The organism is Vibrio porteresiae DSM 19223, assembly GCF_024347055.1.
GTDB classification, from domain to species: domain Bacteria; phylum Pseudomonadota; class Gammaproteobacteria; order Enterobacterales; family Vibrionaceae; genus Vibrio; species Vibrio porteresiae.
Genome location: NZ_AP024895.1, coordinates 2,849,828 through 2,873,028, shown reverse-complemented (window position 1 = coordinate 2,873,028; position 23,201 = coordinate 2,849,828). Strand labels below are relative to the sequence as shown.

Genomic DNA, 23,201 nt, shown 5'->3' with positions numbered 1-23,201 from the left:
TAAACGGAACTCCTCAAGGGGAAATTTATGATCAATGCAACGCTAACGATTTCAATTAGTAGTTCACAAGGCTTTGGCCAAATGGGTGCACTCAATTCGATGGGTGGCCGCTCTTCCGGGACCAATTTCGGATCGAGTGGCAGCAGCCTTGCCGATACCATGGCGGATCTTCTTATCGATATGCTGTTTAAGAAGAACGATAACGGTGCGACGTTCGATAACACCGGCAGCAATCCAGTCATGGAGATGGTGGCAAGCTTTATGGACAAGCAGAGTGAAAAATACGCGGGTCCAAATGGCGATTTCGGTGGTAAAGACCACTGGAAGAACGAACTGAAAGAAGACAATGGTCTTAACGCAGACGAGTTTGCCCAGTTTAAGCAAGGCATTAAAGATGCGTTTAATAGCATCATGGATGGCACCTACGCTGGCATTATGACTGGTGGTTCGTCTAATTTTGGTTCTTCAATGGGCGCTGGTAGCTCGCTTGGTGGCTTTAAGCAAAATGACTTTGGCTCATCCTCTGGCTTTGGTGCGGCAGGTTTTGGTTCATCATCATCTTCTATGTGTGGTGGTCAGCAACGCTGTTCAGATCAAAGTGCAGCGAGCGAATCTGGTTACTCCATGGGGAGCGACTTTGCAGCTCACGTCGGTCACACCGCGATTGATGGACTGAACATCATTGAGCGTAATGGACGATTCAAATTTGGTCGTGAAGATAAAGATCTAGCAAAAGAGATTGGCAAATTCATGGATCAGCATCCTGAAACCTATGGCGAGCCGCCAAAAGGTGGTTGGGCTAATCGCATTGAAAAACGTAAAGATTTCAATAGCGAAGAAATTGGCCAATTCAAGCAAGCGATGCAAGACGTTAAAGATCTGATGGATGGCAAAAGCATGGGTAATTCACAATTGGATTCCGATGGCATGATGTTATGTAACTCCATCATGAGTGATGCACTGTATAAAGTATCTCAGTAAATCCATAACAGGATGAGCAGGTTAGGCCTCATCCAACCTGCTTTTCCATGAGTCTAGGAGAGAAACTCATGTCATTTGAAGCTATTCAATCGGTACGTTCTTCTGCTGGTGTCACCCCAGAAAATTCACCTAAATTGTCCCTCGATGGTCAAGGTCCCAGTTCTGATGATGTGAACTGGTTTAGTGCTCAACTCAAGGTGACGCCTAGCCAACCTGATGCCAATGTGGCGGAACGTATTGTGGGTCAGCTGTCGGGGTCTTCTCAGCATTTACAACAGTTATCTGATAACGCCGACCGTGCACTACGTAGAGCCGCTGACTCCAGTAATCCTCACGATGTTATTCAGGCTAACCGAGCCTTATCGTCCTTTTATTTGGAGAGCCTGCTGACGACTAAGTTGATCAGTAAAGGTACTCAAGCCATCGAAAAACTTACCAATTTGCAGTAATAAGGAATCGCTCATGTGTCGCTGGTGGATTGTCCTGTTCGTCTTCGTTTTGGCTGGCTGCCAGCAGAGTGTCGAATTACACCGTAATCTTAGTGAAAAAGATGCCAATGAGGTGATCGCAGAATTGGCGTATCGTCATATTCAAGCGGAAAAAACGTTGTCAAAAGAGGGGATTACGGTTTCGGTTAATGCAGACGATATGGCACGAGCAGTGCGGATTCTGGATGCGGCGGGGCTTCCGAAAAAAGCACGTTCTACCCTTGGCGATGTGTTTAAGAAAGAGGGCGTCATCTCTTCTCCTTTAGAAGAGCGCGCTCGTTATATTTACGCGCTGTCTCAAGAACTTGAGTCCACTATATCTCAGATTGATGGCGTGGTCGTGGCGCGCGTGCATGTGGTGCTTCCCGAACGCGTGGCTCCTGGCGAGCCAGTTCAACCTGCCTCGGCCTCGGTGTTTATTAAGCATCGCCAAGGACTCGACCCAGATGTGATTCGACCGAGAATTTTGCGTTTGGTACGCACCAGTATTCCTGGGCTTTCGGATAATCCTGATGAGCTGAGTGTGATTTTTGTGCCTGCGGCGGAATATCACGAACAGCAACGCTTAGTGAATTGGGGACCATTTTTGCTTGATGAGCGCCAAGTCTCCTATTGGGAAACCTTGTTTATTGGGGCAATTGTGAGTTTTATCGTACTGATTTGTGCGCTGGTTTTATGGCTCAAACCCGAATGGCGCGCGGCACTTTTCCACCGCCAGCCCAAAACTAACCCAACCCAAACACCACAATCATGACCAACCTTATGGGGACAGGCACTTCAACCCACGATATGGACAACCTCCTTGAAGGGACAGGCACTTCAAGTGAAGCTGTTCTTGAAAGGACAGGCACGCCAACTCAAGCGTTGACGACGGAGGAAAGTTCTTCGCATGAGGCTACTTCTTACAAGGACAGACACGCTAACGACTTACCATTTTGGTCTGAATTTTGGTATCGCCCATGGCAACACCTGAACGAGAGTTGGCTAAAAATCCTGCCAATAGAGTCACTTGAGTTGGTTGGGACTGTTGCACCAAGGTTTTTACGCGTTTGGCTTGAATTAGATGATTGCGCTATGCCCAAGCGTGATGAACAGACGTTACGTTGGTTGAAACTCTCGTTAGATCGCCAAAATCTGGTGGCTTTGCTGCTTGTTGAAATCGTTCGTAAAGGCGCAAGTCATGGCCAATTAGCCGCGCCTGATGAAGAGTGGTGTCGCCATTTAGCGAAAGCGCTACGCCCAGGTCTTTGGTTGAATGAAGCCATCTTGAACACTGATCCAGAAGTGCTGCTGTGTTTAGTCATTCGCCAGTTTGTTGCGCAAGAGTTATGGCAGAGACTTAGGGTGACCTTGCCACATCGAGCGGTTCAAACTGCAGAGTTATTGGCAAATGAGCCATTACCGCGCAATCGAATCAATCAGTTATGGCAAAGCGTACTGTGGCGTGCCGAGCAATCCCAGTAGCGACTATTTTTGAAAGGATCTAACCATGTTCGTCAAACGACATATCTCACTTCCTCTTTGTGAGGACAGACACTTCAACGGATGGTTTAAGGCTGATGATTTTAACTTGCTCTTTTCGGCGCAAAAAGTGATAGACGAAGCTAATACTCGGGCAACCCAACGTCTTGAAGAAACTCAAAAGCAATGTGAACAATTGATAGCCGATGCCAAAGAACAAGCCCACGTTGAGGCACAAGAACTGACTCAATCAATAGAGCAACAGACTTGGCAGCAGAGTAGTGAATGGTTAAATCAGCTCAAAGAGAGCGATGCGCTGATGTGGGAAAGTATTGAGCAGCATTGTTCTAATGTATTGAATAAGCTATTAAATTATTGGTGTAAACAAGCATCGAACCAAGAAAAACTCAGCTTAATGATGGAAAAGATCATGGCAACCCAAAAGCACTATTCGGATGGGACTATGTATTGTAGCTCTGATGTTGTTGCTCAAGCACAAACTCTGTTGGCTCAAAGAGAGGATTTGCCATGGCAAGTCAAAGAGGATAGCCGCTTGTCTAATTTGCAGGTGCGACTGGATACTGCAGGGGGCATGTTTGACTGTCAGTGGTCATCTATCGAACAAGGTTTACTCTCTTTGGCAGAACCGGAGACTGAAGATGTTGATGAGACATCTACACTCTAACACCTTGAATACGCTGCTTGTTTAAACTGGCTTTGGCACTTTGTAAGTTATCTGGAGTTCCGACCCATAAGCAGCGATGTTTTTCTATCTGATTACAGGTGGTGAAAAATTCACTGTGTTCAAGCTCTAAGTGCTGCATCATACTGGGTTTGGAGTCAAAATATGATTGCTGGTGAACGGTTGTTTTAGCTATCCAATTGACCCATTCGATATAGTCGATAAGACGAAATGGCAAGCCTTGCTCTTGTTCTTGGATACCGACGAAAGGAAAGAGTGCAATGGGCGTCGGCTGGTGTTTTTTTAAGGCATCAATCCGCAGTTTAAGCGAGGTGTGCTCTGCTTCCTCAGGAGTTTTGGCTATTTTTGCGCGCACAGGATTTAAATCAACGTAAGTCATTGCGGCTAAGAGTGCTTTCTCGTCGAGCAGTGCCTGAGATTTATAACGTCCTTCCCAAAAGTGCCCAGTACATTCATCTTCCTTATTCGCCAAACATGCGATGCTCATGTTGAGCTCTTTCATCATCCAACTTAGTGAGTAAAGCCGTTCACGCCAGCTTTCGATAATCTTATGATATTGCTCGATAACGACGCTACTGGGCTGTTTCAACTCATGGAAGCGAGTGATAAATGGGTCAAGTTTGTGCTCTTGTGACCAACGCTCAATGATCTCTTGATCTGAAAGTGCTAGCGCCTTGTTTTTATTGATGTGAACAACCAGATGGTAGTGATTACTCATTACGGCATAAGCACAAATATCAATGCAGTAGATGGAAGCCAGATGGTGGATGCGTTTTTCTAGCCAAGCACGGCGGTGTTCGTAAGAACGATTGGTGAGTGGATCTTGGCCGCATAAAAAAGAGCGACGAACACAACGCGAAACGCAGTGATAATAAGGTGTGACTGCAAGGTCGACTTGCTGACGTCTAGCGGTGGTCATGAAAGCATACTCGTTGATATTGGCGTGATGCTGAGTGTGCAAATAATGAACGCTTAAGGCGAGAGCAGCGTGACTTTGGTGCGAGTGAATTCAAGAAATTGGCGTGCCTGTCCTTACAATTAACGATTATCGAGCAACGAAATAAGCCTCTGGATACCAGAGGCCTATGCCGCTTAGGCTTTAACGTCCATACCTTGCAGTTTAAGATCAGTCATGGCTTTGACGATCTGGGGTTGGTCGACAGCGGCTTGCCCACCGATGGTGTACGTTCGCGGTGTCTTTTGGTCTGCGCCATATTTAAATGCGATGCTGCCTGCATCTCGCTCCATGTAAATATTGGCGGTACTTGAACCACTCACGAGTGGGGTTGGTGCACTAAATCCTTCTTTGTGTTGTCCTTTTTCAAAGATAGTAATGGATTTGATGCGGCGGTTTTCCGGATTTTCCAACGCGGCTTTCACTTCGTTCAAAGAGACTTTTCCTGATACAAACTCTTTTTCTAGCTTCTGACGCACATCGTCTTTTAACTCAAGTGTAATACCAGCATGTGTGTTTGGATTAGTGCGAGCCTTATCCAATACAGATGCAAAGTTAGGGTCTTGCTGCATCATCGCGTGAATTTGCTCGGTCAGATCATGACGATGTGATGGTGCGACAAGTGATGTTAGAAAATCGACCATACCCAGTTTGTCCAAATGAGCTGGGTTGGAATTGGTCACCACCATTTTGGTATCACTGATAATATCGCCTTTATTTTGAACCGCTTGCTGCTGAATATTCACTTTGTGCAGTTCGTTAAGCGCTGAATGCTGACCATCGTTATTCGCTTCGCTTTGACCAAAATGCTCTTGCAGTGAACTTAATTGTTTCTCTGGTGCACTTATCTCTTTCGCATCTTTCAGCACTTTTTGGCTTTTGGCGTCAGGGAATGCACCGCTTAAGGTATCGCGCAGACCATCCAGCGTCTCTTTGGTCACAGGATCTGCGTGTTTGGTTTTGAGTTCACCTTTCACTTTGACCGAGTTATCAATCGCGGCTGTCACGCTAGCTGCGATTTTGCTGGTGGCCGGCAGAGTGCCATTTTTGTCGGTGTGGCTTATCCCTGCCGTGATATCGAAACCAGCCCCTGCGGTGGCGGTGTTAAGTAAACCGTGTTTAGTTGCCACGTTCACTTTGGCGGTATCAATGCAGTGTGATTGGTAAGAGTCTTTGTTAGCACTTGCAAGGTTAATCCCAGCATTGACGCCAGCACTGGCTCGCATAAAGGCGCTAGGGTCGCTGCCTTTTTTGTTCAATGCGAAACCAAGACGACCATTGATGTTTAGACCTAAATCAAGGCTAAAGCTGGTCTTTGTGCCGTGAGTGTTTGCATGCTCTTGTCCTTTGCTTACAAGATCTTGCACGGTCAATTTGCCTGATGTAAGGCCATCAATAAACTGGTCAATATCATGCCCCTTTAAGCCAAACGTTAGCTGGTGATCTTCCACTTTACTCATGTTGGCGGTCAACCCTGCGCCCGCCATGATGTCAGGGGTTAACGTTTGATTGCCATTATTAAGGGAGGTTTTAAGATCGGCCGGAGACTTATCCAACATATGCGGTAGTGCGTTTTTACTGATACCAAATGTGCCAGAAGCAGATGGCCCTAAGTTACCGCTGATGGTGACTTGAACACCGTCGTCTTGACCGTTGAAATCCAAGGTATAGTTACGTTTTTCACTCACCCCTGCGGTCGGGAACATATTAACCGCATGACCCATTAATGGGGTCGGAATGAAGGTGACAGACGCATCGACGCTGTAACCGCGAGTCATGTTGACATCGTCAGACGGTTTCATTGAATGCAGCAACGCTTTAAGTTGATGATTTAGTTCCGTTTGGTCATTTGCTTTTAGGGCGGAACGAGTAATGACGTTCACCCCGTTATCCTTATCATGCATGGCACCGATAAAGTATTTGGTTGCATCATAAGCGGCTTCTGCCTCTTTGTTGCTACGTAAACCTTGGTCGCTGGCCTTTTTCACCGGGGTTTGCTCATAGCCTTGATTCGCTAACTGCATAAACTCTTTTTCGAGCGAGCTTAAAGCGTCTGTCCCCTTAAGTGTGCCTGTCGCTTCAGCAGATGACGGCGCTTTACTTGAAGTGCCTGTCCCCACATCGGTGGCGATCGATTCGGCTTTGGTTAGAAGCGTGTCGAGCTTGCGCATGGTGAGGGTATCGAGCACCAAGCGTGATTTCACCAAACTCATTTTGTCGTTGGGATCGCGTTGTCGACCCAATGGCACATTGGTTTTCTCATGGCTCATATCAAGCTTTAATGCTGAAAATGAGGTCAGCATTTTCCCTGGTACCGACTCGGGAGAAGAGGGCGTGTGCTTCCACAAATTCAGTAATTCATTACTGAGATTATGACCGGAGCGATTGGGGTTAAGTGTTTGTACCGCCGCTTTCGTTGACGAGGGTTTATAATCAAACTTCAACGCGCCTTCTTTATCTATGATGCCTTGATGTTTACCTAATGCAGTTAATTGGTGTTCTGCACTCGTCTCAACTTGCTCACGTAAATTCTCCATTGCTGCTTTCAAAGCATGGCCTTGTTCACCCAGATCGAGTTTTTCTAAACGACTTTTAAGGTCAGCACCTTGTAGCGCCGGCTTCACCACCGTTGGTAACTGTTTGTGCTGTGCTTCCAGTTCGGTATAGAGCGAATGTTGCTGTTGATAAAGCTCTTTTAAACCTTCTCGGCCTTGCCATTTGTGTTGAACGGAATTTCCTAAGGTTTGCAGTGGTCGTGGAACCTCTAGCGACGGTTTAAACACGTGCGCTTTAAGACGGGAAGTCCATTTGCTATTGATTTGCCCGCCTTCTGCACCCGACATACCGCCCATTTGCGCTGTCACGTTGATTTGTGTTCCGTGTTCGGTGAGTCGCGTTCCTTTCGTGGCTTGTGACAAGCGAGCAAACAGCTGATCGCGTTGGCTTATCCCTGAGGCGTGCGGTTCTGTATGACCTTGCGACCAGTTATCTTGACCTAAAGAGAGTGACTGGTGTTTGTCATTCGTGAGGGTGATATTGCGCTTATCATCGACACTCAGTTGATGAATCTTGCTGCCTTCCTCACCTTGCGGCACGGAGACTTTCTGCCATGTTGCTTGTTCATCTGGACGAAGTTTGTTTTGCCACTGATCTTTATCTAAGCGGAATAGGTCGCCTTGGTCGGTTAGGGCATATAAATGCTGATCTTTATCGACAGAAAGCTGGGCAATTTTACCTTCAATTCCTTTTTGTGACAGGGTCGAACTTGGCTGCACAGCTTGTGATGTGCCTGAATGAAGATGAGTATGAACTAGGTCGCCATCCTCTTTTAGCACCACGTGTTGATTGGCGTTAATCACGGCTGCTGCGGTTAACTTACCTTCTGGTAAACCTTTCGGTCCATCTCCCAAACTGACGTTGCCTTTGGTTTGATGTAGAGTGAATAAGTTGTTGTCACCAAAGCTAATCGCGTCAGATTTTTCACTCAGTGTGATTTTCTTCAGCTTGCCGTTTTGTAACGCGTAGGCTTGGCCATCGTTGCCGCGTTGAAGCGCGTCAATATCTTTTGCTTGTTCACGCCAAGTTTGAGTGTGGGGATCTTTGGCGTAAAGAGTCTGCTCATGCACAGCTAATTTGCCTTGTTTACCAAAGTCTTGCACATCGAGTGTTTGATTATCTACGTTGCTCAACCCTTGAGTATTATCGACGTGTAATACATCAGATAGGTTCCAGCCAGTGGTGAATTGATTCTTGGCACTGTCCATCGGACAGCTATGTTGCTGGCCGTGGTTATCTTTGACGAGCAAGCCAATTGCACCGTCATCGCTATGCAGAAAGCCTTCTAATTTAATGTCTTTACCCAGTGCTTGATGCAGATGTTCTGGCGTGATTTCGCTGAGCTCAAGGTGCGACTGATCGGCTTTAGGCAAATCAGCCTTGAGCAGACGGTTTTCTTTGTCGATGGCAAACAGATGCTGGTTATCAATACCAATCGACTCTAAATGGAGTGGCGGTGTCTCACCATCGGTTTCCACTGCGTTAGCTAAATGCACCGACAGCGATTGAGCTTTGTCTGCGGTATCTGAGATCGAAGAGTAGAGTTCGATGCTGCCGGGCTTATTTTTTTCATCATCCCCTTTGAAAAGCAGGGCAATATTGCCTTTTTCGTTAACACTGTAGCCATCGATATTCTCTTCTGATTTAGGTAAGGAGGATTGACCGAGAAGAGTGAGCTGCTTTTTATCTTCGATGCCATAAACGTCACCGCTGGCTTGGCTCGTCAATTTACTCACGTTCTTATCGGTTTGTTGCCAAGTGCCATGTTCATCAATCGAGAATAATTTATCGCGATGCACTCGCCACAGGCTGCCCTCTTTGTCTTTATGGATACCTGTTAGCTGGCTCATTACATTGCTTGATGGGGTATGTTGCTTTTCGAGTGTGTGACCATCGAGTTTCAGTGATGGGTTAGGCAGCGATGAACTGCGATGCAGACCAACCAAGTTAGATTGGGTATCTGTTGCTAAGAAAATCACGCGACCTTTTTTGTCTTGTAGCCACTGCTGCGTGCCCTCATCTTTTGTATGGTGCGCTAGATAGTTCTGCTGCGGCTTACCTAAAGTGTGGGAAAGAAGCGTTGATACACCCGGAGCGGTTTGTTCCCTGATGCTTAATTTGCCCTGAGTGAGTTTAAGTTGGGGAGCGGCGAGAACATCGGCGGCGACAGGTTTAGTTGCGGCTTGAGTGTGAGTGGTTTTATTCGCAGCGTTGGCGGCAGAGCTTTCGTTAGCATGATGAGTTGCATGACTTTTATCGGCCGCAAAAAGTGCTTGCAGGCTGGGACGCTTAGTGTTGCTCGTTACTGTCGCTTCTCGTTTGATGGTTTTAGTTGAAGCGTTGTTATCGGGCGTCGATGAATTTGATGCTGATTCAGACGAAGCTGCTTTAAACAGATCTTGTAATGACGTGCGTGGTTTTTGCGCTTGTTTGGCAAGTGGCTGGCCATCAGGATCGGCTGTTTGCTGACTCAAATTTTTGGGAACCGGTGCCTGCTTGCCCTCACTGGCGAGGGAGCTCACTTGTCCGTGTTGCGATGTGGCTGATTTTTGTACCAGTTGTAAATCGGGTCTGGGGGATTCGTGGGCTGCGGTTTGCGTTGCCTGTAGCGCCGCAATATCTAACTGGGCGGAGTTATTGAACTTCATAAGCTATCTCGTGTAAATGAACATGTGACTAAGGGGAAAAAGCCTCTGATAGGGTTCAGAGGCTGCTTGGATTAAGCGATATTGAGTTGGCCTGATTCAGGAAGTTTGTACATGCCTTTGACGTTGTCAGTGCTGACGTTAGTGGCATTCACTTTGACGGTATTACTGTCACTTTGAACTAATGCGCTATGACCGTTAGAGGCTTTCACATTATTCAAATTGATTTCCCAATCGGCTTGTTGTCCGCCATTGGTTCTCACTAGCTTGCCAAAGTCATCAGCTTGCACGTTATCGAGGGTTAAAGTGCCTGCGGCATTCAACTGGAAGATCTTGTCATCAGCACCTTTCGCGCTGCTGTTTTTAATCGTTACATCACCACTTTTTTTCATGGTCAGAGCATCTTCACCTACATTGGTCCAGTGCACGTTATCGACGGTGGCATCGCCTTTGGTGTGAACCCCGTCAGCGCCATTATCGCCAATCACTACGTTCTTCAACGTTGCTCCATCTTCAAGCACAAACAGTGGTTTTTGGTCTTCGGCTTGGTCGCCTTTACCTAGCTTGCTGCTGGCCGTAAAGGTTTGTCCTTTTCCATCAAAGGTTTCGCCCGCTTTCACCACGATCGTTTCATCCACGACGTTAGGGCTGCTCGATGCGGTAGGGAACATATTGACTGCGGAGTTACTGGTGTTGTTGGCCTCTTGCGTTGCAGTGTCTGTCCCCACATCAGCAGTTGAGGTATCGGAGGTTCCGTCTAGGGAAGTTGAGTTCGTTGCTGCAGTATTTGAAGTGCCTGTCCCCATAACGTTACCGCCTAAGTCACTGGTTTTAGAACCTGTATCACCAAGGCTTGTGGTGCCTGTCCCCACATCGCTGGCTCCCGCACTTTCGCCAGTACCACCAGTACTTTTCAAAGCGGCAGGGGAAGAGAAGGTTTCTGGTTGGGTATCCATCATTTTGCCCACTTCTTGAGTGAGTGGTGAACTGGCTTGAGATAGCTGAGCGCCACCGTTGCTGCTATCGGACATCGAACCGTTCAATAAGCTATTGGTGAGTTGCTGCATGGTGTTGTCGGTAGACGATTTGCTGGAAAACGGATCTGATGAAGTGCCTGTTCCGTTATCGCTTGAAGAGTTGCTTTGCTTCATCATTTCCAGTGCAGCCATGATGAGCAGTGCAAGTAATTTAGTGGTGGTATCTTGGCTGCCTGAGGTGCCTGTCCCCATATCGCCGGAAGTGGAGCTTGACGTGCCTGTCCCCATATCGGAGGAGTTGCCAAGCGCGGAGCTTTGTTGCCAGTCCGATGAGTCGGACAATCGAATGCCTAGGTTAATCATGAGGTAAGTTCCTTTGGGCTAGAGAGTAAATGCCATCTTATTTGGTGATACCAGACGTTTGATTCAGTCCAAGGAATGGTGTCCAAGGTGCAGGTTTCTGCCAAAATGCGATGTGCCCATTGTGTGGTCAGGCAAGCCTCATTAGTTCCCAATAAGCCAGAGTGCAGGTTAATAAATACACACTGGGAACTATATGCAATAAATTGCTACTCATGACGAAAAAGGAGTTTTCTCGCATGAGTCCTATTCATTCAATCCATTCCTCAGCGGCTTCTCAAATTTATGACGTCGCCGATGCGTCATCTTCTGCCAGTAAGACTGCTGCTTCTTCGTCCAACGAGGCTGCTCCGACCCATTTAAAAGCCAAACGCAGTCCGATTGATCGCATGATGGCGCGTTTTCGTGGTGAGCGAGTGGCGTATCAACTTAACCAACAAGCGGAGGCAAAAAACACGCAAAGTGGTGACGTTAGAACTCTCCAAGCTGCCAAGTCAACGCCGATTTTGAACGCTGAATATCAGCAGAAGTTTAAGGTGCACATGACCTTGTTTAAGGATTTCGCTGCGATAGTGAAAAGCCTTGAGCAGCGAGGCGAGCCGTTTTCCCACCAGCAAAATCTGCAAAGAAAAGAGTTTTCTGAGTCCCTAGCACAATTGGAGCAGATGGCGCCGATGCTATTGGAAGGCAAAGGTACGCCAGACAATCGCAACAGTTTCACTGACATGAAAGCCATGGCGCAATACGCCAAACACGATGTGTTGTGTGAGCGTAATGTGGTGGCGCTGCTGATGGATAAACCGAAACAGATTCTTCCTCTGGTCAATAATATGGACAGTTTGTCGCTGTTATCTAAGTATGTGAAAGATCAGATGGGCAGCATGGCGCACACGTTGAGCAAGTCTTCACCAGAGGTGATTCACTTTTTAGCGCAACGTAAAGCAACTCTCGATCACCGTCTTGATGGGGCGATGTCAGAAGCCGCGTTGCAGCAAGATATTACGCAAATGCTCGGCAGCGCGGTGGAAGGTTTCAATCAAGCCACGTTAGATGCGAGAGGGCATGGTGCGAAAGGCTGGCTCGCAAAACACAGTAAGCTTTTGAAAAAGATGGGTGTGGATGTCAAAACGCCTGCTGAGTTTAGTCAGCATGTGAAGCAGCGAATTGAAAACCAATATGGTCGGCTATTTGAAGTGAGTATCAACAAAGATAAAACCTTGAGTGTATCGGTTAATCCCCATTCTGTTGGGGCTTTACCCACCGATGATTTCGTTAAAGCATTAGATGATATCTACCATTTAATGACCAAAAACTACGATAAAACCGCAGTAAAAGAGGCGATTAAAGCCAGCCCTGATGTGGAATGGCACAAGGACGCTAAAGGTGAAAAGGTATTGGCTTTAACGGAGCAAGCGACGGAGCGTTTAACCGATGCTCATGCAAGTGAACAATTGTCTCCGCAAGATAAGCTCCAAGCGACCGTATTACGTGGTGTTGATGACCTAAAATTGAGCCATTTGAAAGTGGGTTTACAGCAAAGTTTTCAAGATCGAGTAGATGAAATAAAGCAGAAAGCCGACAGTTGGTTTAATCTGGATTCACGAGTTGCTGGCGGCAAGGCGCTGATAATCGATAGTTTGATGAAAGATTTAATGGACAGTGACACTCCTCAGCAGATGCTTAATTTGACTCAAGAGGCAGACAGTATGCATGACCAGCTTTGTGACAGTTCACCTCTTATCTTAAATCGCGGTAAAACCGGTGAGCTGATAGATGATATGTACAAAACCATTGCTCGGTATATGAGTGAGTAACGAACAAAAATCCCCCGACGCAAGACGACGGGGGAGGTTTAGTGGCTGAATATTTTATGTATTTAGAATTACATAAACAGCATTTTATACAGACTGTAAAGGCTCATAAGCGCCATCATGATGGTGATAATCCAGCCAATAGCAGTCAGGATGATAGGGTGTTTGTAGTCACCGACAATTTTGGTTTTGTGCGCTGCAACCAGCATGGTGCCTAAGGTCACAGGTAGGATGAAGCCGTTAATCGCACCAACTAAAACCAGCAGAGTCACCGGCTTACCAATCGAACAGAAAATAAAGGTCGAAATCACGATAAAGGCGATAGTCACCCCTTGGCTGTGACGTTCAATCGCTGGGTGTAAGGTTTTCAAGAAAGAAACCGAGGTGTAAGCCGCACCGATAACTGAGGTAATCGCTGCTGCCCAAAGCACCAAACCAAATAGCTTGTAACCGACAGCGCCAGCAGCGTGTTGGAACATAGACGCTGGTGGGTTACTTGGATCAAGCGTAATACCTTGGCTTACCACGCCTAATGCTGCCAAAAACAGCATAATGCGCACCACCGAAGCCACACTGATAGCAGAGATAGAACCGCGAGTGACTTGAGGAAGCGACTCTTTCCCTACTACTCCTGCGTCCACCAAACGGTGTGCACCAGCAAAGGTGATGTAACCACCCACTGTGCCACCCACGAGAGTGACGATGGAAATGATATCCAGTTTCTCAGGCGCAACCGCGTGATAAGCGGCTTGTGCATAAGGAGGCTGAGTCGAAAACAGCACATACACAATCATGAGAATCAGTGCGCCACCCATTAAGATGGTGAAACGGTCCATCATGCGTGTCGCATCTTTCATCACAAACAGAGCTACAGCGATCACCGCGCTCAATGCAGCCCCACCAATAGGTGAGATATCAGGAAAGAGTACGTTGACCCCAAGACCTGCGCCAGCAATGTTACCAATGTTGAAGGCAAGGCCACCTAATGCAACAGCCGCTGCGATGGCAATGCCTAGCCCCGGTACCAGGTCGTTAGCAATATCTTGTGCACGTTTTCTAGCGACAACAATGACGCGCCAAATATTGAGCTGTGCACCGATATCCAACAAGATGGAAATTAAAATAACGAAGGCAAAACTTGCCCCTAAGGTTTGAGTAAAAACAGTGGTTTGAGTAAGGAAGCCCGGTCCCACCGCAGAGGTTGCCATAAGAAATACGGCACCCATGATGAGTGACCAGTTAAAGCCGCCTTGAGCTTTGGGCGTCACTGCGCTGGTGGCAGCAGAAATGACTTTTTCTGACGACATAATGTAACTCCTGTAAAGTTCGCTGTGACAATCCGGTCACAGTGGTTTTGTGAATAAGGTGAAATTACCCATTCACACATCTTGCAAACAAGGTGGTACTAAAGTGCTTGAGTAAGCCACTCTGCTGCACGGTGTTTGGCTACGTAATGATGGAAAAACTGCTGCTGAAGGCGGCGCTGCTGCGTGGCCTTCTCCAAGGTTGTTTCCACAAAACGTACTCGAGTTCCTGGCTGGCATTGAGCCAGTTTGCTGAGATCTTTGGTGGTGACGCATCCCATCTTGGGATAACCACCAATCGTTTGTCTGTCACGCATCAACACTATCGGTTGACCATCGGCTGGGATCTGAATCGCTCCAAGCGCAATCCCTTCGGAAATCAAATTCTGCTGGCGACACGTAATGGCATCGCCTGATAAACGATATCCCATCCGGTCACAGTTCGTTGTCACGGTATAGTCAGATTGAAAGAAGCGTGTGCGTTGTTCGGGGGCAAACCACTCATACTGATAACTGCCGATCATGTCGATCACGACGTCTTGGCTGTAATGAGGAATAAACTCTGGTGGAACTTGATGTAGACTACGCGCGTCGCAAGTTGGGTAGTCAATTTCATCACCATTTTTTAGCGCAGCGCCATGGCGATCTAGTCCGCCTAATTGATCGCGAACGACCGTTGTAGCGCTATTTAAAATGGTCGGAACGGTAAAACCGCCTGCCACGGCTAAATAGGCGCGAGTGCCAAAACGTGCGCCGCGCAGAACCAGTACATCATTAGCATTGGCGTGATAACTCTGCCAAGGCGTTAGCGGTTTATCATTTAAGCGCGCTCCCATGTCAGCACCGGTCAGTGCAAAGGTGGTGGGCTTGGTAAAGCAGCCACGAAACTGACCCATGGTGATCTCAATTTGTGGTGCATTAGGTTGGTTTCCTACCAAGCGATTTGCCCACAAAAAGGCATGTTCATCCATTGGCCCGCCGGGGCTCACGCCAATATGTTGGTGTCCTTGACGCCCCAAATCTTGAATCAGGCTCAACGGACCAGATGAGAGTAGGGTTAACATCAGGCGATCTCCTTATCACTCTGCGGCTTTTTTACGCGCGTTTCCTTGTGCGTCGCTTGTGGCAGCTCACCGCCGAGTTGCAAAAATTGCTCCCGGGTAATGGGCTTAAAGGTGACCTTAGCGCCCATCTCAAATAAGGTCAGGTTATCTCGTTGATAATCAATAAGATCAATCGGTGTTTTGCCAATCACTTGCCAGCCACCGGGAGAGACTTTGGGATAAATAGCGGTTTGGCGATCGGCTAAGGCAACACTGCCTTTGGGAATCGATAACCGCGGCGTTTTTTTGCGCGGAATCTCGATGCGGGCATCGGTATTACCTAAGTAAGCAAAGCCTGGCGTAAAGCCAATCGCATACACGCGATACGTTTCGCTACTGTGTATGGCGACAATTTCCTCAAAGCTCAGGCCAGTATGGGCGCAGACATCATCGGCATCCAAAGCGACCTCTGGTCCGTAGTACACGGGGATTTCAATCTGCGCACTTTGTTGGCTGTGCCCCTCGAGTTCGTCGATCTCTTGAAGGGTTGCTTGCAAAGTGGCAAGGCACTCTTCCATTCCCATCGACATGATATCGAAAGTCACCAAAACTGAGGTGTACGAAGGCACAACATCGATTAAGGCTTGTCCTAGCGCAGAACGAATTAGTGGCACGGCGAGTCCAATTCGATCGGCCACTTGCGCGTTAATCGCATCGCCAAAGTAGAGGATCAACGAGTTTTCATTCACCGCGCTCATCTTCATAATGCGTTCCCTTTCCCAGACCGCAAAATGTCATTAAGCAGACGCGCTGTTGGCACTGCGGCTGGGCCGTCCCCGTGGATGCAAAGGGTATCGGCATGCACTTCAATCGTTGTGCCATCGAGGGTGGTGACTTGGCCAAATTCAATCAAAGAGCGCGCTTGGGCACCAATGGTCTCAAGGTCAGTGTAGGTAGAGCCGGGAATAGAACGCGCTACTAAGCGACCATCTTCGTCGTACGCTCGGTCAACAAAGGCTTCAAACCAGACCGAAATCCCACAGCTATCTGCAGCGGCTTGGTATTTGGCGTGATTGGGCACTGCCATCACCACTAACGGGAGTTCGGGTGCTGCTTGCTGCATCGCTTCAAGTAAAGTGGTAAAGACTTTATCGTCTTTCATCATGGTGTTATACAGCGCGCCATGAGGTTTGACGTAACTGAGGGCAACCCCTTCACTTTCACATAAGAGTTTGAGTGCGCCGACTTGATAGATAAAAAGCGCTTTTAGTTCAGTGTCGCTAAGAGGCATCGGACGGCGGCCAAACCCCTGTAAGTCGGCATACCCCGGATGAGCACCAATGGTGACGCCATGTTTTTTCGCCAGACGAACGGTTTCTAACATGACGGTTGGGTCAGAGGCATGCATGCCACAGGCGATGTTCGCCATATCAATAAAAGGCATGACTTGGTCATCGTGGCCAATGGTCCAGTGGCCAAAGCTTTCGCCCATATCGCAGTTAATTTTCATCCTTGAACTCCTTTTACTTACAGCACCGCTAACGCATTACTCAGTAGATCGGTAATCAACATTTTGCCCGGAGAGTGGGTGATACAGAAAGGTGGTTTGCTGTGACGTACGACGTTTTGTGGTGTAACGCCACAGGCCCAAAATACCGGAACTTCGCCAGGATAGATATCGACCGCCTCGCCGTAGTTTGGCTTGCTAATATCGTCAATCCCAATCGCTTGTGGGTCGCCAAAGTGCACTGGCGCGCCGTGTGCTTTTGGATAACGGCTGGTCACTTGCACGGCGCGAATTGCATCTTTGGGGGGAAATGGACGCATCGATACCACCATGTTGCCGCTGAATTTTCCTGCAGGCAGACAGGCAATATTGGTATCGTACATCGAGACATTGGTGTTTTGTTCGATGTTACGGACTTTTAATCCAGCTTGAATCAAGGCCTCTTCAAAAGAGAAAGAGCAGCCTAAAGCGAAGATCACCAAATCATCCCGCCACAGCGCATCAAGGTCATACACCGCTTGGGTAAATTGACCATCATGAAACACATGAAATTCCGGCACATCACGACCAATATCGATGTCATGACCCAGTTCAGGGATGTAACGACTTCCCGGTTCAGACACACCAACCAGTGGGCATGCGACTGGGTTTTTTTGACAAAAGAGCAGGAAGTCATTTGCCCAGTCCGCAGGCAAAATCAATAGGTTGGCTTGTAGGTAACCTTTGGCTAAACCACTCGTTGAACCGGTGTGATCGTTGGTCCGAATTAAGGCGCGCACTTGTGCGGGAGTGAGAGACTCAAGCGATGCTGAGGTATCTAGCTTATCCATATAACCAGTCCTTGGTTCGTGAATTGTAAAACACCAAAATAACGGTTATGGTGATAATGTCTATTAATGATTTTTTTCGATATCTGATAAATAAAATTAATGCCCTAGGGAAAACAGTGCGTTAGTAAGTTATTAAGTGAAACTGATTGAGCATCGCAGGGAGATAAGAATGCTAAATCTAAAACAGTTAGAGACCTTTGTGTGCATCGCACATTTAGGTAGCTTTCGCCAAACCGCTGAGCAGTTGTGTACCACGCAGCCAGCGATTTCAACTCGTATTGTTAATCTTGAACACACGTTAGATACCACGCTGTTTCATCGCGATGGCGGCAAAGTTTCGTTAACCACTAAAGGGCGTGAGCTGTTGCCACTGGCCGAAAGTATTGTGGCGAGTAGTCAGCAATTTATGCAAAAAGCCAGTCATGAAACCACCTTATCGGGGCTACTCAAAATTGGTGTGTCAGAGACATTAGTTCACACTTGGGTGCCGACATTTTTGGAACAGCTGCATCAGGTGTTACCGCAAGTGGAAGTGGAGCTGTCGGTGGATGCCACGGTCAATCTCACGCGTGAACTGCTGGCGCGTAACTTGGATATCGCCATGATGATGGGGCCGATTAATGAGCCAAGTGCAGTAAATAGCCCTCTTAGCACGTACCAACTTTTTTGGGTTGCAAGACCCGATATCGCCAGCCAAGTCAGCGGTGGGCTTCGTGATTTTATCCATTGGCCCATCATTACTTATGGGCGCAACACCGCGCCATATCATGAAATATCGCATTACTTTAAACAAAATAATCAACATGATATGCGGTTCTACTCTTCTGCCTCTTTGTCTGCTTGTGTCAAGCTAGTGGAAAATGGTGTGGGTATTGCGTCACTACCCAAGGAAGTGGTGCAAGAGCAGTTAGAGAGCGGTGAGCTGGTGATCATTGAAGCTGAATGGAACCCAAAACCACTTTATTTTACCGTAACGTATTTGAACGCGAGTGAACGCATTCGTAGCCAACAGTTATTAGAGCAGGCGGTAGAGTTAGCGCTGCAAGCGGCAGGGGATCATGGATTAGCGATTGCCAATCCATGAATCTCTCGGTCTTGCTCAGCGAACCTAAAACAGATCCTGCAAACGTTGATAGAGGGCGATAAAGGTCTCGCGTTTTTTCGCATACTGCTGATGCGCAGTGCTATTGGGTGTGTGCTGGGCCAATACTTCAGGCAATGGACAAATCTGGCGAATGTCGGTGTGAGGTTCGGCTAGCGCTAACTGGGCTAAACGAGCTGCACCAAGCGCTGGACCCACATCGCCACCTTGGCGATACACTAACGTTTGCTGGAAAATATCCGCCAACATTTGTCGCCAATATGGGCTGCGAGCGCCGCCGCCGATGAGGGCGATTTCTTTGGGTTGAGCGCCGGTTTTATGCATCGCATCTAGACCATCGGCTAGGGCAAATCCCACCCCTTCCAAGACCGCTTGGGCTAATTCATAGCGGTCGGTGGTGTGAGTTAAACCAAAGAACACGCCTTTAGCATCGGGGTTGTTGTGCGGGGTTCTTTCGCCAGAGAGATAAGGTAGAAAGATCACTTGAGTGCTTGGCTTACGAGCTTCTAACTCACTCATCATGGTCGGAACATTTTTAAATTCCGTTAATTGTGCCACCCAGTTTAGGCATGAGGCGGCGCTCAGAATCACCGACATGGTATGCCAAGTATTGGGCAGAGCATGACAAAAGCTATGCAGTGCAGCTTCTGGGTTGGTGACCACACCATCACTGACGGCAAAGTAGACACCTGATGTTCCAAGTGAAATCATCGCCTGACCCGGTTCTATGATCCCCACACCGACAGCACCAGCCGCGTTGTCACCGCCACCTGCGACGACGGGAACAATAGGTAATCCGAGTTGATCTGCTACCTCACGAGTTAAATAACCCGTGATTTCTGATCCCTCAAAAAGGTTTGGCATATGGCTACGGGTAAGTCCGGTTGCAGCCAAAAGCTCATCACTCCAATCGCGTTTTTCCAAATCGAGCCACATTGTTCCTGCCGCATCGGACATATCTGACGCGTAATCGCCTGTTAAGCGAAAGCGCAGGTAATCTTTGGGCAGTAACACTTTGTTTATTTGGTGAAAAACCTCAGGTTCATGGCGCTGAACCCATTTGACTTTAGGCGCGCTAAATCCAGGCATCATCAGATTACCGGTGATTGCTCGGCTAGTCGGCACTTCTTGTTCAAGTAACTGACACTCCTGTGCGCAGCGTCCGTCATTCCACAAAATGGCGGGGCGCAGAATTTGATTGTGTTTATCGAGTAGCGTGACGCCGTGCATTTGACCAGACAGGCCAATCGCTTGCACCTCTTTGAGAGAGTGTTGCGCGCCTAATTCACGAATGGAAGCGCAAGTGGCTTGCCACCATTTCAGGGGATCTTGCTCAGACCAAAGCGGCTTTGGACGAGACACAGTCATATTAACGGTAGCGGAACTGACCACATCGCCAGATGCGGTCATCAGGATACTTTTGACTCCAGAGGTGCCTAAATCTATACCGATGAACATCATTATTTCCCTTCTGTTTCAGTGAGTTTTTATACGTTAGATTTATTGTTCTTTTCCCTTGATTTTAATCCTTAACAACGTGACCACAATTACGTTTTCTCTCAACCAAATTCTGCGATTTAACGACTGAGCATAGGATCACATTGGCTTGACTAGCACGTTGATAGACTCATCGGTTTAAATAAGGGAGTGCTAACATTGGCTATGAATAAGAACTACCAAATTTCGTTACTGTTTAATGCCAATAAAGCCTATGACCGACAGGTAATGGAAGGTATTGGCGAATATTTACAGGCTTCGCAATCGCGTTGGAATATTTTTATTCAAGAAGACTTTACTACCGATATTGAACAATTTCACAACTGGCGTGGTGATGGAGTGATAGCGGATTTTGATAATCCGAGCATTGTTCAATTGTTGTCTCAAGCAACCATTCCTGTGGTGGGAATCGGCGGATCTTATGGCAAGCAAGAGGACTATCCGCCCGTCCCTTATGTGGCAACCGATAATGTCAAATTGATTGAAATGGCGTTTGAGCACCTTAAACATAAGGGCTTAGAAAAGTTCGCTTTTTATGGCATTCCCGATGATTCTTGGGAGCGTTGGGCGATAGAACGAGAAAGCGCCTTTGTGAATGTGATGGAGCGCGAAGGGTATGATTACTCAGTGTTTCGTGGCAGTGCGACCAACTCCAAAACATGGCAATTTGATATGAACCGTTTGTCGGATTGGCTGCAACAACTTCCGACGCCGATTGGCATTATTGCGGTGACCGATGCGCGTGCTCGGCACCTTTTGCAAATGTGTGAAGACCTCAACTTGATGGTGCCGGATAAGGTGGCGGTGATTGGTATCGATAATGAAGAGGTGACTCGTTATCTCACGCGAGTCTCGTTAAGCTCTGTGGGGCAAGGCACCAAATCTATGGGTTACGCGGCGGCTAAACTGCTCGACAAAATGCTTAATGGAACCCGTTGGTCACCGGCGCAATTACCACGCATATTAATTCCACCCACTCAGGTTTATGCCCGGCAGAGCTCGGATTATGAAGGAGTCGATGACCCCTATGTGGTTCATGCGATGCACTTTATTCGGCAAAATGCCTGCAAAGGGATCAAAGTAGAGCAAGTGCTTGATCATGTGGGAGTATCGCGTACTAATCTTGAAGCTCGCTTTAAGCTGCAGCGTGGTCATTCGCTCCACCAAGAGATTCATCAGGCGAAGTTAGAACGGGCAAGTTATCTATTGGAAAACAGTGAATTGCCGATTTCTGATATTGCCGATGTGTGTGGTTACCCCTCTATCCAATATCTCTATTCTGTGTTTAAAAAGGCCTATAACAAAACCCCAAAAGAGTATCGCGTTGGCGGTGATTAACGTTTCATCAAGGTCCCATGCGTTTAAACAAAAGCCACCTGAGTGCAACTTAGGTGGCTTTATCGAGTTCAAAATGGCGTGACTATTTTAGATGCAAAGAGGTGTGTTGCGGTACGCGCGTCTCTTTCTTATGCCACAGCGATTCAAGTTGTTCCAAAGACAGCCCTTTGGTTTCCGGTACCCAGCGATAGATAAAGTAGACCGTAAATAAGCCCATAATGCCGTATAACCAGAATGGAAATCCGCCATTAAATGCTTTATAGATTGTGCTTTCGTGGTCATTCATCATTGGGAAGGTTTGTGACACCACAAAGTTAGCGGCCCATTGGGCAAATACCGCAATGGAAAGTGCTTTAGAACGAATGTGGTTGGGAAAGATTTCGGAGAGCAATACCCAAACCACTGGACCAAGAGAAAGAGCAAACGCGGCAATGTAGAGCAGCACGAAAATCAGCAGATAGCCGCCAATCGCATCCATGTACGCAGCCGTACCAATTGCTATCATACTGATCGCCATCAGAAATGATCCCAACATCATCAGTGGGCGACGACCAAATTTATCGACAGTGAAGATAGCCACAGCGGTAAAACTTAAGTTCACCGCGCCCACCAAGATGGTTTGCAGCAGCGCTAAATCAATTGAAGAGGAGCTAAAGCCTTTCAAGATTGTTGGAGCGTAGTAAAGGAATACGTTAATCCCTGTCACTTGTTGCAACACGCTAAGCATGATGCCAATCACCAATACGCCCATTAAACCAGCGGCCATGATGGAAGGGCTGCTGTGATGAGTCAGTGAGGCTTTGATCTCTTGCCATTGACCTTCGATATTGTCGCCAGGGCTTAACGATTGCAGCAGCGCATGAGCTTCATCGTTTCGTCCTTTCATGACCAACCAACGTGGCGTTTCTGGAATAAAGAACAATAAAACCAAGAACAGACCTGCAGGCAGGGTTTCTGAGGCGAACATATAACGCCAACCGGTTTGGTTTAGCCACTGCTCTGTACCGAGTAGTGCAATGCCATAGTTAACGAAATAGACCACTAACATCCCAAAGATAATCGCAAATTGGTTACAAGCCACTAAGCCACCGCGTTTTTTAGGTGGTGCGACTTCAGCAATGTACATAGGGGAAACCATGGAGGCGATACCCACACCAACCCCGCCGATAATGCGATAGATAACAAAGGTCCAGTAGTTTTGCGGAATCGCCGAACCAATCGCGGAAATCAAAAACAGTAACGCAGCAATGAATAGAGCGCCTCTACGACCATATTTGGAGCTTGTTTCACCAGAAATCAACGCACCGAGAACACAACCTATCAGTGCAGAAGAGGCGGCGAAGCCAAGTTCAGTAGAGGTTAAATCAAAGTAGTTTTGCAGTGCTTCCGTTGCGCCGGAGATGACCGCTGTATCGTAGCCGAACAGCAAACCTCCGAGTGCGACGACTAAGGTTAGCCTCAGCACACTTATCTGGTTATTCATGTTATTTCCTCATTATTTTTATGTAGGGTCACCTCATTGTTGGAAAAGCGCATGAATTAATAAATTGTCGAAAAAAACATCATGATTACGATATTTCGCTAATGTGAATTGCTTGGTGATTTGACGTTAAAACAGGGTTACTTAACGGTGAAATTGTTAA

18 protein-coding genes are annotated in these 23,201 nt (G+C 47.5%); 8 read left to right on the top strand and 10 right to left on the bottom strand.

Annotated elements, in window-relative coordinates:
* Positions 1-27: 27 nt before the first annotated feature.
* From OCV11_RS13065 to OCV11_RS13045, 5 genes are all read left to right on the top strand, one after another.
* Entirely contained in the window at positions 28-981 is a 954-nt protein-coding gene (locus tag OCV11_RS13065; protein WP_261893337.1) for a harpin HrpZ family protein, read from the top strand.
* Positions 982-1,049: 68 nt separating this feature from the next.
* The gene (gene sctI / locus OCV11_RS13060; protein ID WP_261893336.1) at positions 1,050-1,430 is read left to right on the top strand and encodes a type III secretion system inner rod subunit SctI; all 381 of its coding nucleotides are present in this window, start codon (positions 1,050-1,052) and stop codon (positions 1,428-1,430) included.
* 13 nt (positions 1,431-1,443) lie between these two features.
* Complete coding sequence (gene sctJ, locus OCV11_RS13055; protein WP_261893335.1) at positions 1,444-2,223, top strand: type III secretion system inner membrane ring lipoprotein SctJ; 780 nt, start codon at positions 1,444-1,446, stop codon at positions 2,221-2,223.
* Entirely contained in the window at positions 2,220-2,933 is a 714-nt protein-coding gene (locus tag OCV11_RS13050; RefSeq protein WP_261893334.1) for a hypothetical protein, read from the top strand. Before sctJ ends, OCV11_RS13050 begins: the two co-directional genes overlap by 4 nt.
* Before the next feature lie 25 nt (positions 2,934-2,958).
* Complete coding sequence (locus OCV11_RS13045; protein WP_261893333.1) at positions 2,959-3,615, top strand: HrpE/YscL family type III secretion apparatus protein; 657 nt, start codon at positions 2,959-2,961, stop codon at positions 3,613-3,615.
* Here the strand turns inward: OCV11_RS13045 and OCV11_RS13040 are convergent.
* The 3 genes from OCV11_RS13040 to OCV11_RS13030 all read right to left on the bottom strand — a co-directional run bounded on the left by OCV11_RS13040 (position 3,605) and on the right by OCV11_RS13030 (position 11,129).
* Complete coding sequence (locus OCV11_RS13040) at positions 3,605-4,552, bottom strand: transposase (RefSeq protein WP_261893332.1); 948 nt, start codon at positions 4,550-4,552, stop codon at positions 3,605-3,607. The two genes, OCV11_RS13045 and OCV11_RS13040, sit on opposite strands and share 11 nt — an antisense overlap.
* A gap of 173 nt (positions 4,553-4,725) precedes the next feature.
* Complete coding sequence (locus OCV11_RS13035) at positions 4,726-9,792, bottom strand: AvrE-family type 3 secretion system effector (protein WP_261893330.1); 5,067 nt, start codon at positions 9,790-9,792, stop codon at positions 4,726-4,728.
* Positions 9,793-9,863: 71 nt separating this feature from the next.
* On the bottom strand, positions 9,864-11,129 hold the full coding sequence (locus OCV11_RS13030) for a pectate lyase (protein ID WP_261893328.1): 1,266 nt from the start codon (positions 11,127-11,129) through the stop codon (positions 9,864-9,866).
* A 236-nt stretch (positions 11,130-11,365) separates the two neighbouring features.
* Between OCV11_RS13030 and OCV11_RS13025 the strand changes: the two genes are divergently transcribed.
* Complete coding sequence (locus OCV11_RS13025) at positions 11,366-12,940, top strand: hypothetical protein (RefSeq protein ID WP_261893327.1); 1,575 nt, start codon at positions 11,366-11,368, stop codon at positions 12,938-12,940.
* A 68-nt stretch (positions 12,941-13,008) separates the two neighbouring features.
* Here OCV11_RS13025 and OCV11_RS13020 read toward each other — a convergent pair whose 3' ends face one another.
* From OCV11_RS13020 to OCV11_RS13000, 5 genes are all read right to left on the bottom strand, one after another.
* On the bottom strand, positions 13,009-14,244 hold the full coding sequence (locus OCV11_RS13020) for an NRAMP family divalent metal transporter (protein ID WP_261893326.1): 1,236 nt from the start codon (positions 14,242-14,244) through the stop codon (positions 13,009-13,011).
* Positions 14,245-14,342: 98 nt separating this feature from the next.
* Entirely contained in the window at positions 14,343-15,305 is a 963-nt protein-coding gene (locus OCV11_RS13015; RefSeq protein WP_261893325.1) for a 5-oxoprolinase subunit C family protein, read from the bottom strand.
* Positions 15,305-16,048 (bottom strand): 5-oxoprolinase subunit PxpB, encoded by a 744-nt coding sequence (gene pxpB / locus OCV11_RS13010; protein WP_261893324.1) that lies wholly within the window; start codon positions 16,046-16,048, stop codon positions 15,305-15,307. Before pxpB ends, OCV11_RS13015 begins: the two co-directional genes overlap by 1 nt.
* The gene (locus OCV11_RS13005) at positions 16,045-16,794 is read right to left on the bottom strand and encodes a 5-oxoprolinase subunit PxpA (protein WP_261893323.1); all 750 of its coding nucleotides are present in this window, start codon (positions 16,792-16,794) and stop codon (positions 16,045-16,047) included. Before OCV11_RS13005 ends, pxpB begins: the two co-directional genes overlap by 4 nt.
* A gap of 17 nt (positions 16,795-16,811) precedes the next feature.
* The gene (locus tag OCV11_RS13000) at positions 16,812-17,621 is read right to left on the bottom strand and encodes a putative hydro-lyase (RefSeq protein ID WP_261893322.1); all 810 of its coding nucleotides are present in this window, start codon (positions 17,619-17,621) and stop codon (positions 16,812-16,814) included.
* Between the two features lie 169 nt (positions 17,622-17,790).
* Here OCV11_RS13000 and OCV11_RS12995 point away from each other — a divergent pair, with 169 nt between their 5' ends.
* Positions 17,791-18,705, top strand: a complete 915-nt coding sequence (locus tag OCV11_RS12995; protein ID WP_261893321.1) for a LysR family transcriptional regulator — start codon at positions 17,791-17,793, stop codon at positions 18,703-18,705.
* 24 nt (positions 18,706-18,729) lie between these two features.
* On the opposite strand, the gene xylB is transcribed toward OCV11_RS12995, so the two are convergent.
* A complete protein-coding gene (gene xylB / locus OCV11_RS12990) occupies positions 18,730-20,184 on the bottom strand; it encodes a xylulokinase (RefSeq protein WP_373332791.1) in 1,455 nt (484 codons plus the stop codon).
* 201 nt (positions 20,185-20,385) lie between these two features.
* On the opposite strand from xylB, the gene OCV11_RS12985 reads away from it, so the two are divergent.
* Positions 20,386-21,558, top strand: a complete 1,173-nt coding sequence (locus tag OCV11_RS12985) for a XylR family transcriptional regulator (RefSeq protein WP_261893320.1) — start codon at positions 20,386-20,388, stop codon at positions 21,556-21,558.
* An 82-nt stretch (positions 21,559-21,640) separates the two neighbouring features.
* Here the strand turns inward: OCV11_RS12985 and OCV11_RS12980 are convergent, their stop codons facing one another.
* On the bottom strand, positions 21,641-23,041 hold the full coding sequence (locus OCV11_RS12980) for a sugar porter family MFS transporter (RefSeq protein ID WP_261893319.1): 1,401 nt from the start codon (positions 23,039-23,041) through the stop codon (positions 21,641-21,643).
* Between the last annotated feature and the right edge of the window lie 160 nt (positions 23,042-23,201).

Excerpts from the sequence above, each read along its gene's own strand:
- OCV11_RS13065 (WP_261893337.1), top strand. The coding sequence starts at position 28 with ATGATCAATGCAACGCTAACGATTTCAATTAGTAGTTCACAAGGCTTT.
- sctI (WP_261893336.1), top strand. The coding sequence starts at position 1,050 with ATGTCATTTGAAGCTATTCAATCGGTACGTTCTTCTGCTGGTGTCACC.
- sctJ (WP_261893335.1), top strand. The coding sequence starts at position 1,444 with ATGTGTCGCTGGTGGATTGTCCTGTTCGTCTTCGTTTTGGCTGGCTGC.
- OCV11_RS13050 (WP_261893334.1), top strand. The coding sequence starts at position 2,220 with ATGACCAACCTTATGGGGACAGGCACTTCAACCCACGATATGGACAAC.
- OCV11_RS13045 (WP_261893333.1), top strand. The coding sequence starts at position 2,959 with ATGTTCGTCAAACGACATATCTCACTTCCTCTTTGTGAGGACAGACAC.
- OCV11_RS13040 (WP_261893332.1), bottom strand. The coding sequence starts at position 4,552 with ATGACCACCGCTAGACGTCAGCAAGTCGACCTTGCAGTCACACCTTAT.
- OCV11_RS13035 (WP_261893330.1), bottom strand. The coding sequence starts at position 9,792 with ATGAAGTTCAATAACTCCGCCCAGTTAGATATTGCGGCGCTACAGGCA.
- OCV11_RS13030 (WP_261893328.1), bottom strand. The coding sequence starts at position 11,129 with ATGATTAACCTAGGCATTCGATTGTCCGACTCATCGGACTGGCAACAA.
- OCV11_RS13025 (WP_261893327.1), top strand. The coding sequence starts at position 11,366 with ATGAGTCCTATTCATTCAATCCATTCCTCAGCGGCTTCTCAAATTTAT.
- OCV11_RS13020 (WP_261893326.1), bottom strand. The coding sequence starts at position 14,244 with ATGTCGTCAGAAAAAGTCATTTCTGCTGCCACCAGCGCAGTGACGCCC.
- OCV11_RS13015 (WP_261893325.1), bottom strand. The coding sequence starts at position 15,305 with ATGTTAACCCTACTCTCATCTGGTCCGTTGAGCCTGATTCAAGATTTG.
- pxpB (WP_261893324.1), bottom strand. The coding sequence starts at position 16,048 with ATGAAGATGAGCGCGGTGAATGAAAACTCGTTGATCCTCTACTTTGGC.
- OCV11_RS13005 (WP_261893323.1), bottom strand. The coding sequence starts at position 16,794 with ATGAAAATTAACTGCGATATGGGCGAAAGCTTTGGCCACTGGACCATT.
- OCV11_RS13000 (WP_261893322.1), bottom strand. The coding sequence starts at position 17,621 with ATGGATAAGCTAGATACCTCAGCATCGCTTGAGTCTCTCACTCCCGCA.
- OCV11_RS12995 (WP_261893321.1), top strand. The coding sequence starts at position 17,791 with ATGCTAAATCTAAAACAGTTAGAGACCTTTGTGTGCATCGCACATTTA.
- xylB (WP_373332791.1), bottom strand. The coding sequence starts at position 20,184 with ATGATGTTCATCGGTATAGATTTAGGCACCTCTGGAGTCAAAAGTATC.
- OCV11_RS12985 (WP_261893320.1), top strand. The coding sequence starts at position 20,386 with ATGAATAAGAACTACCAAATTTCGTTACTGTTTAATGCCAATAAAGCC.
- OCV11_RS12980 (WP_261893319.1), bottom strand. The coding sequence starts at position 23,041 with ATGAATAACCAGATAAGTGTGCTGAGGCTAACCTTAGTCGTCGCACTC.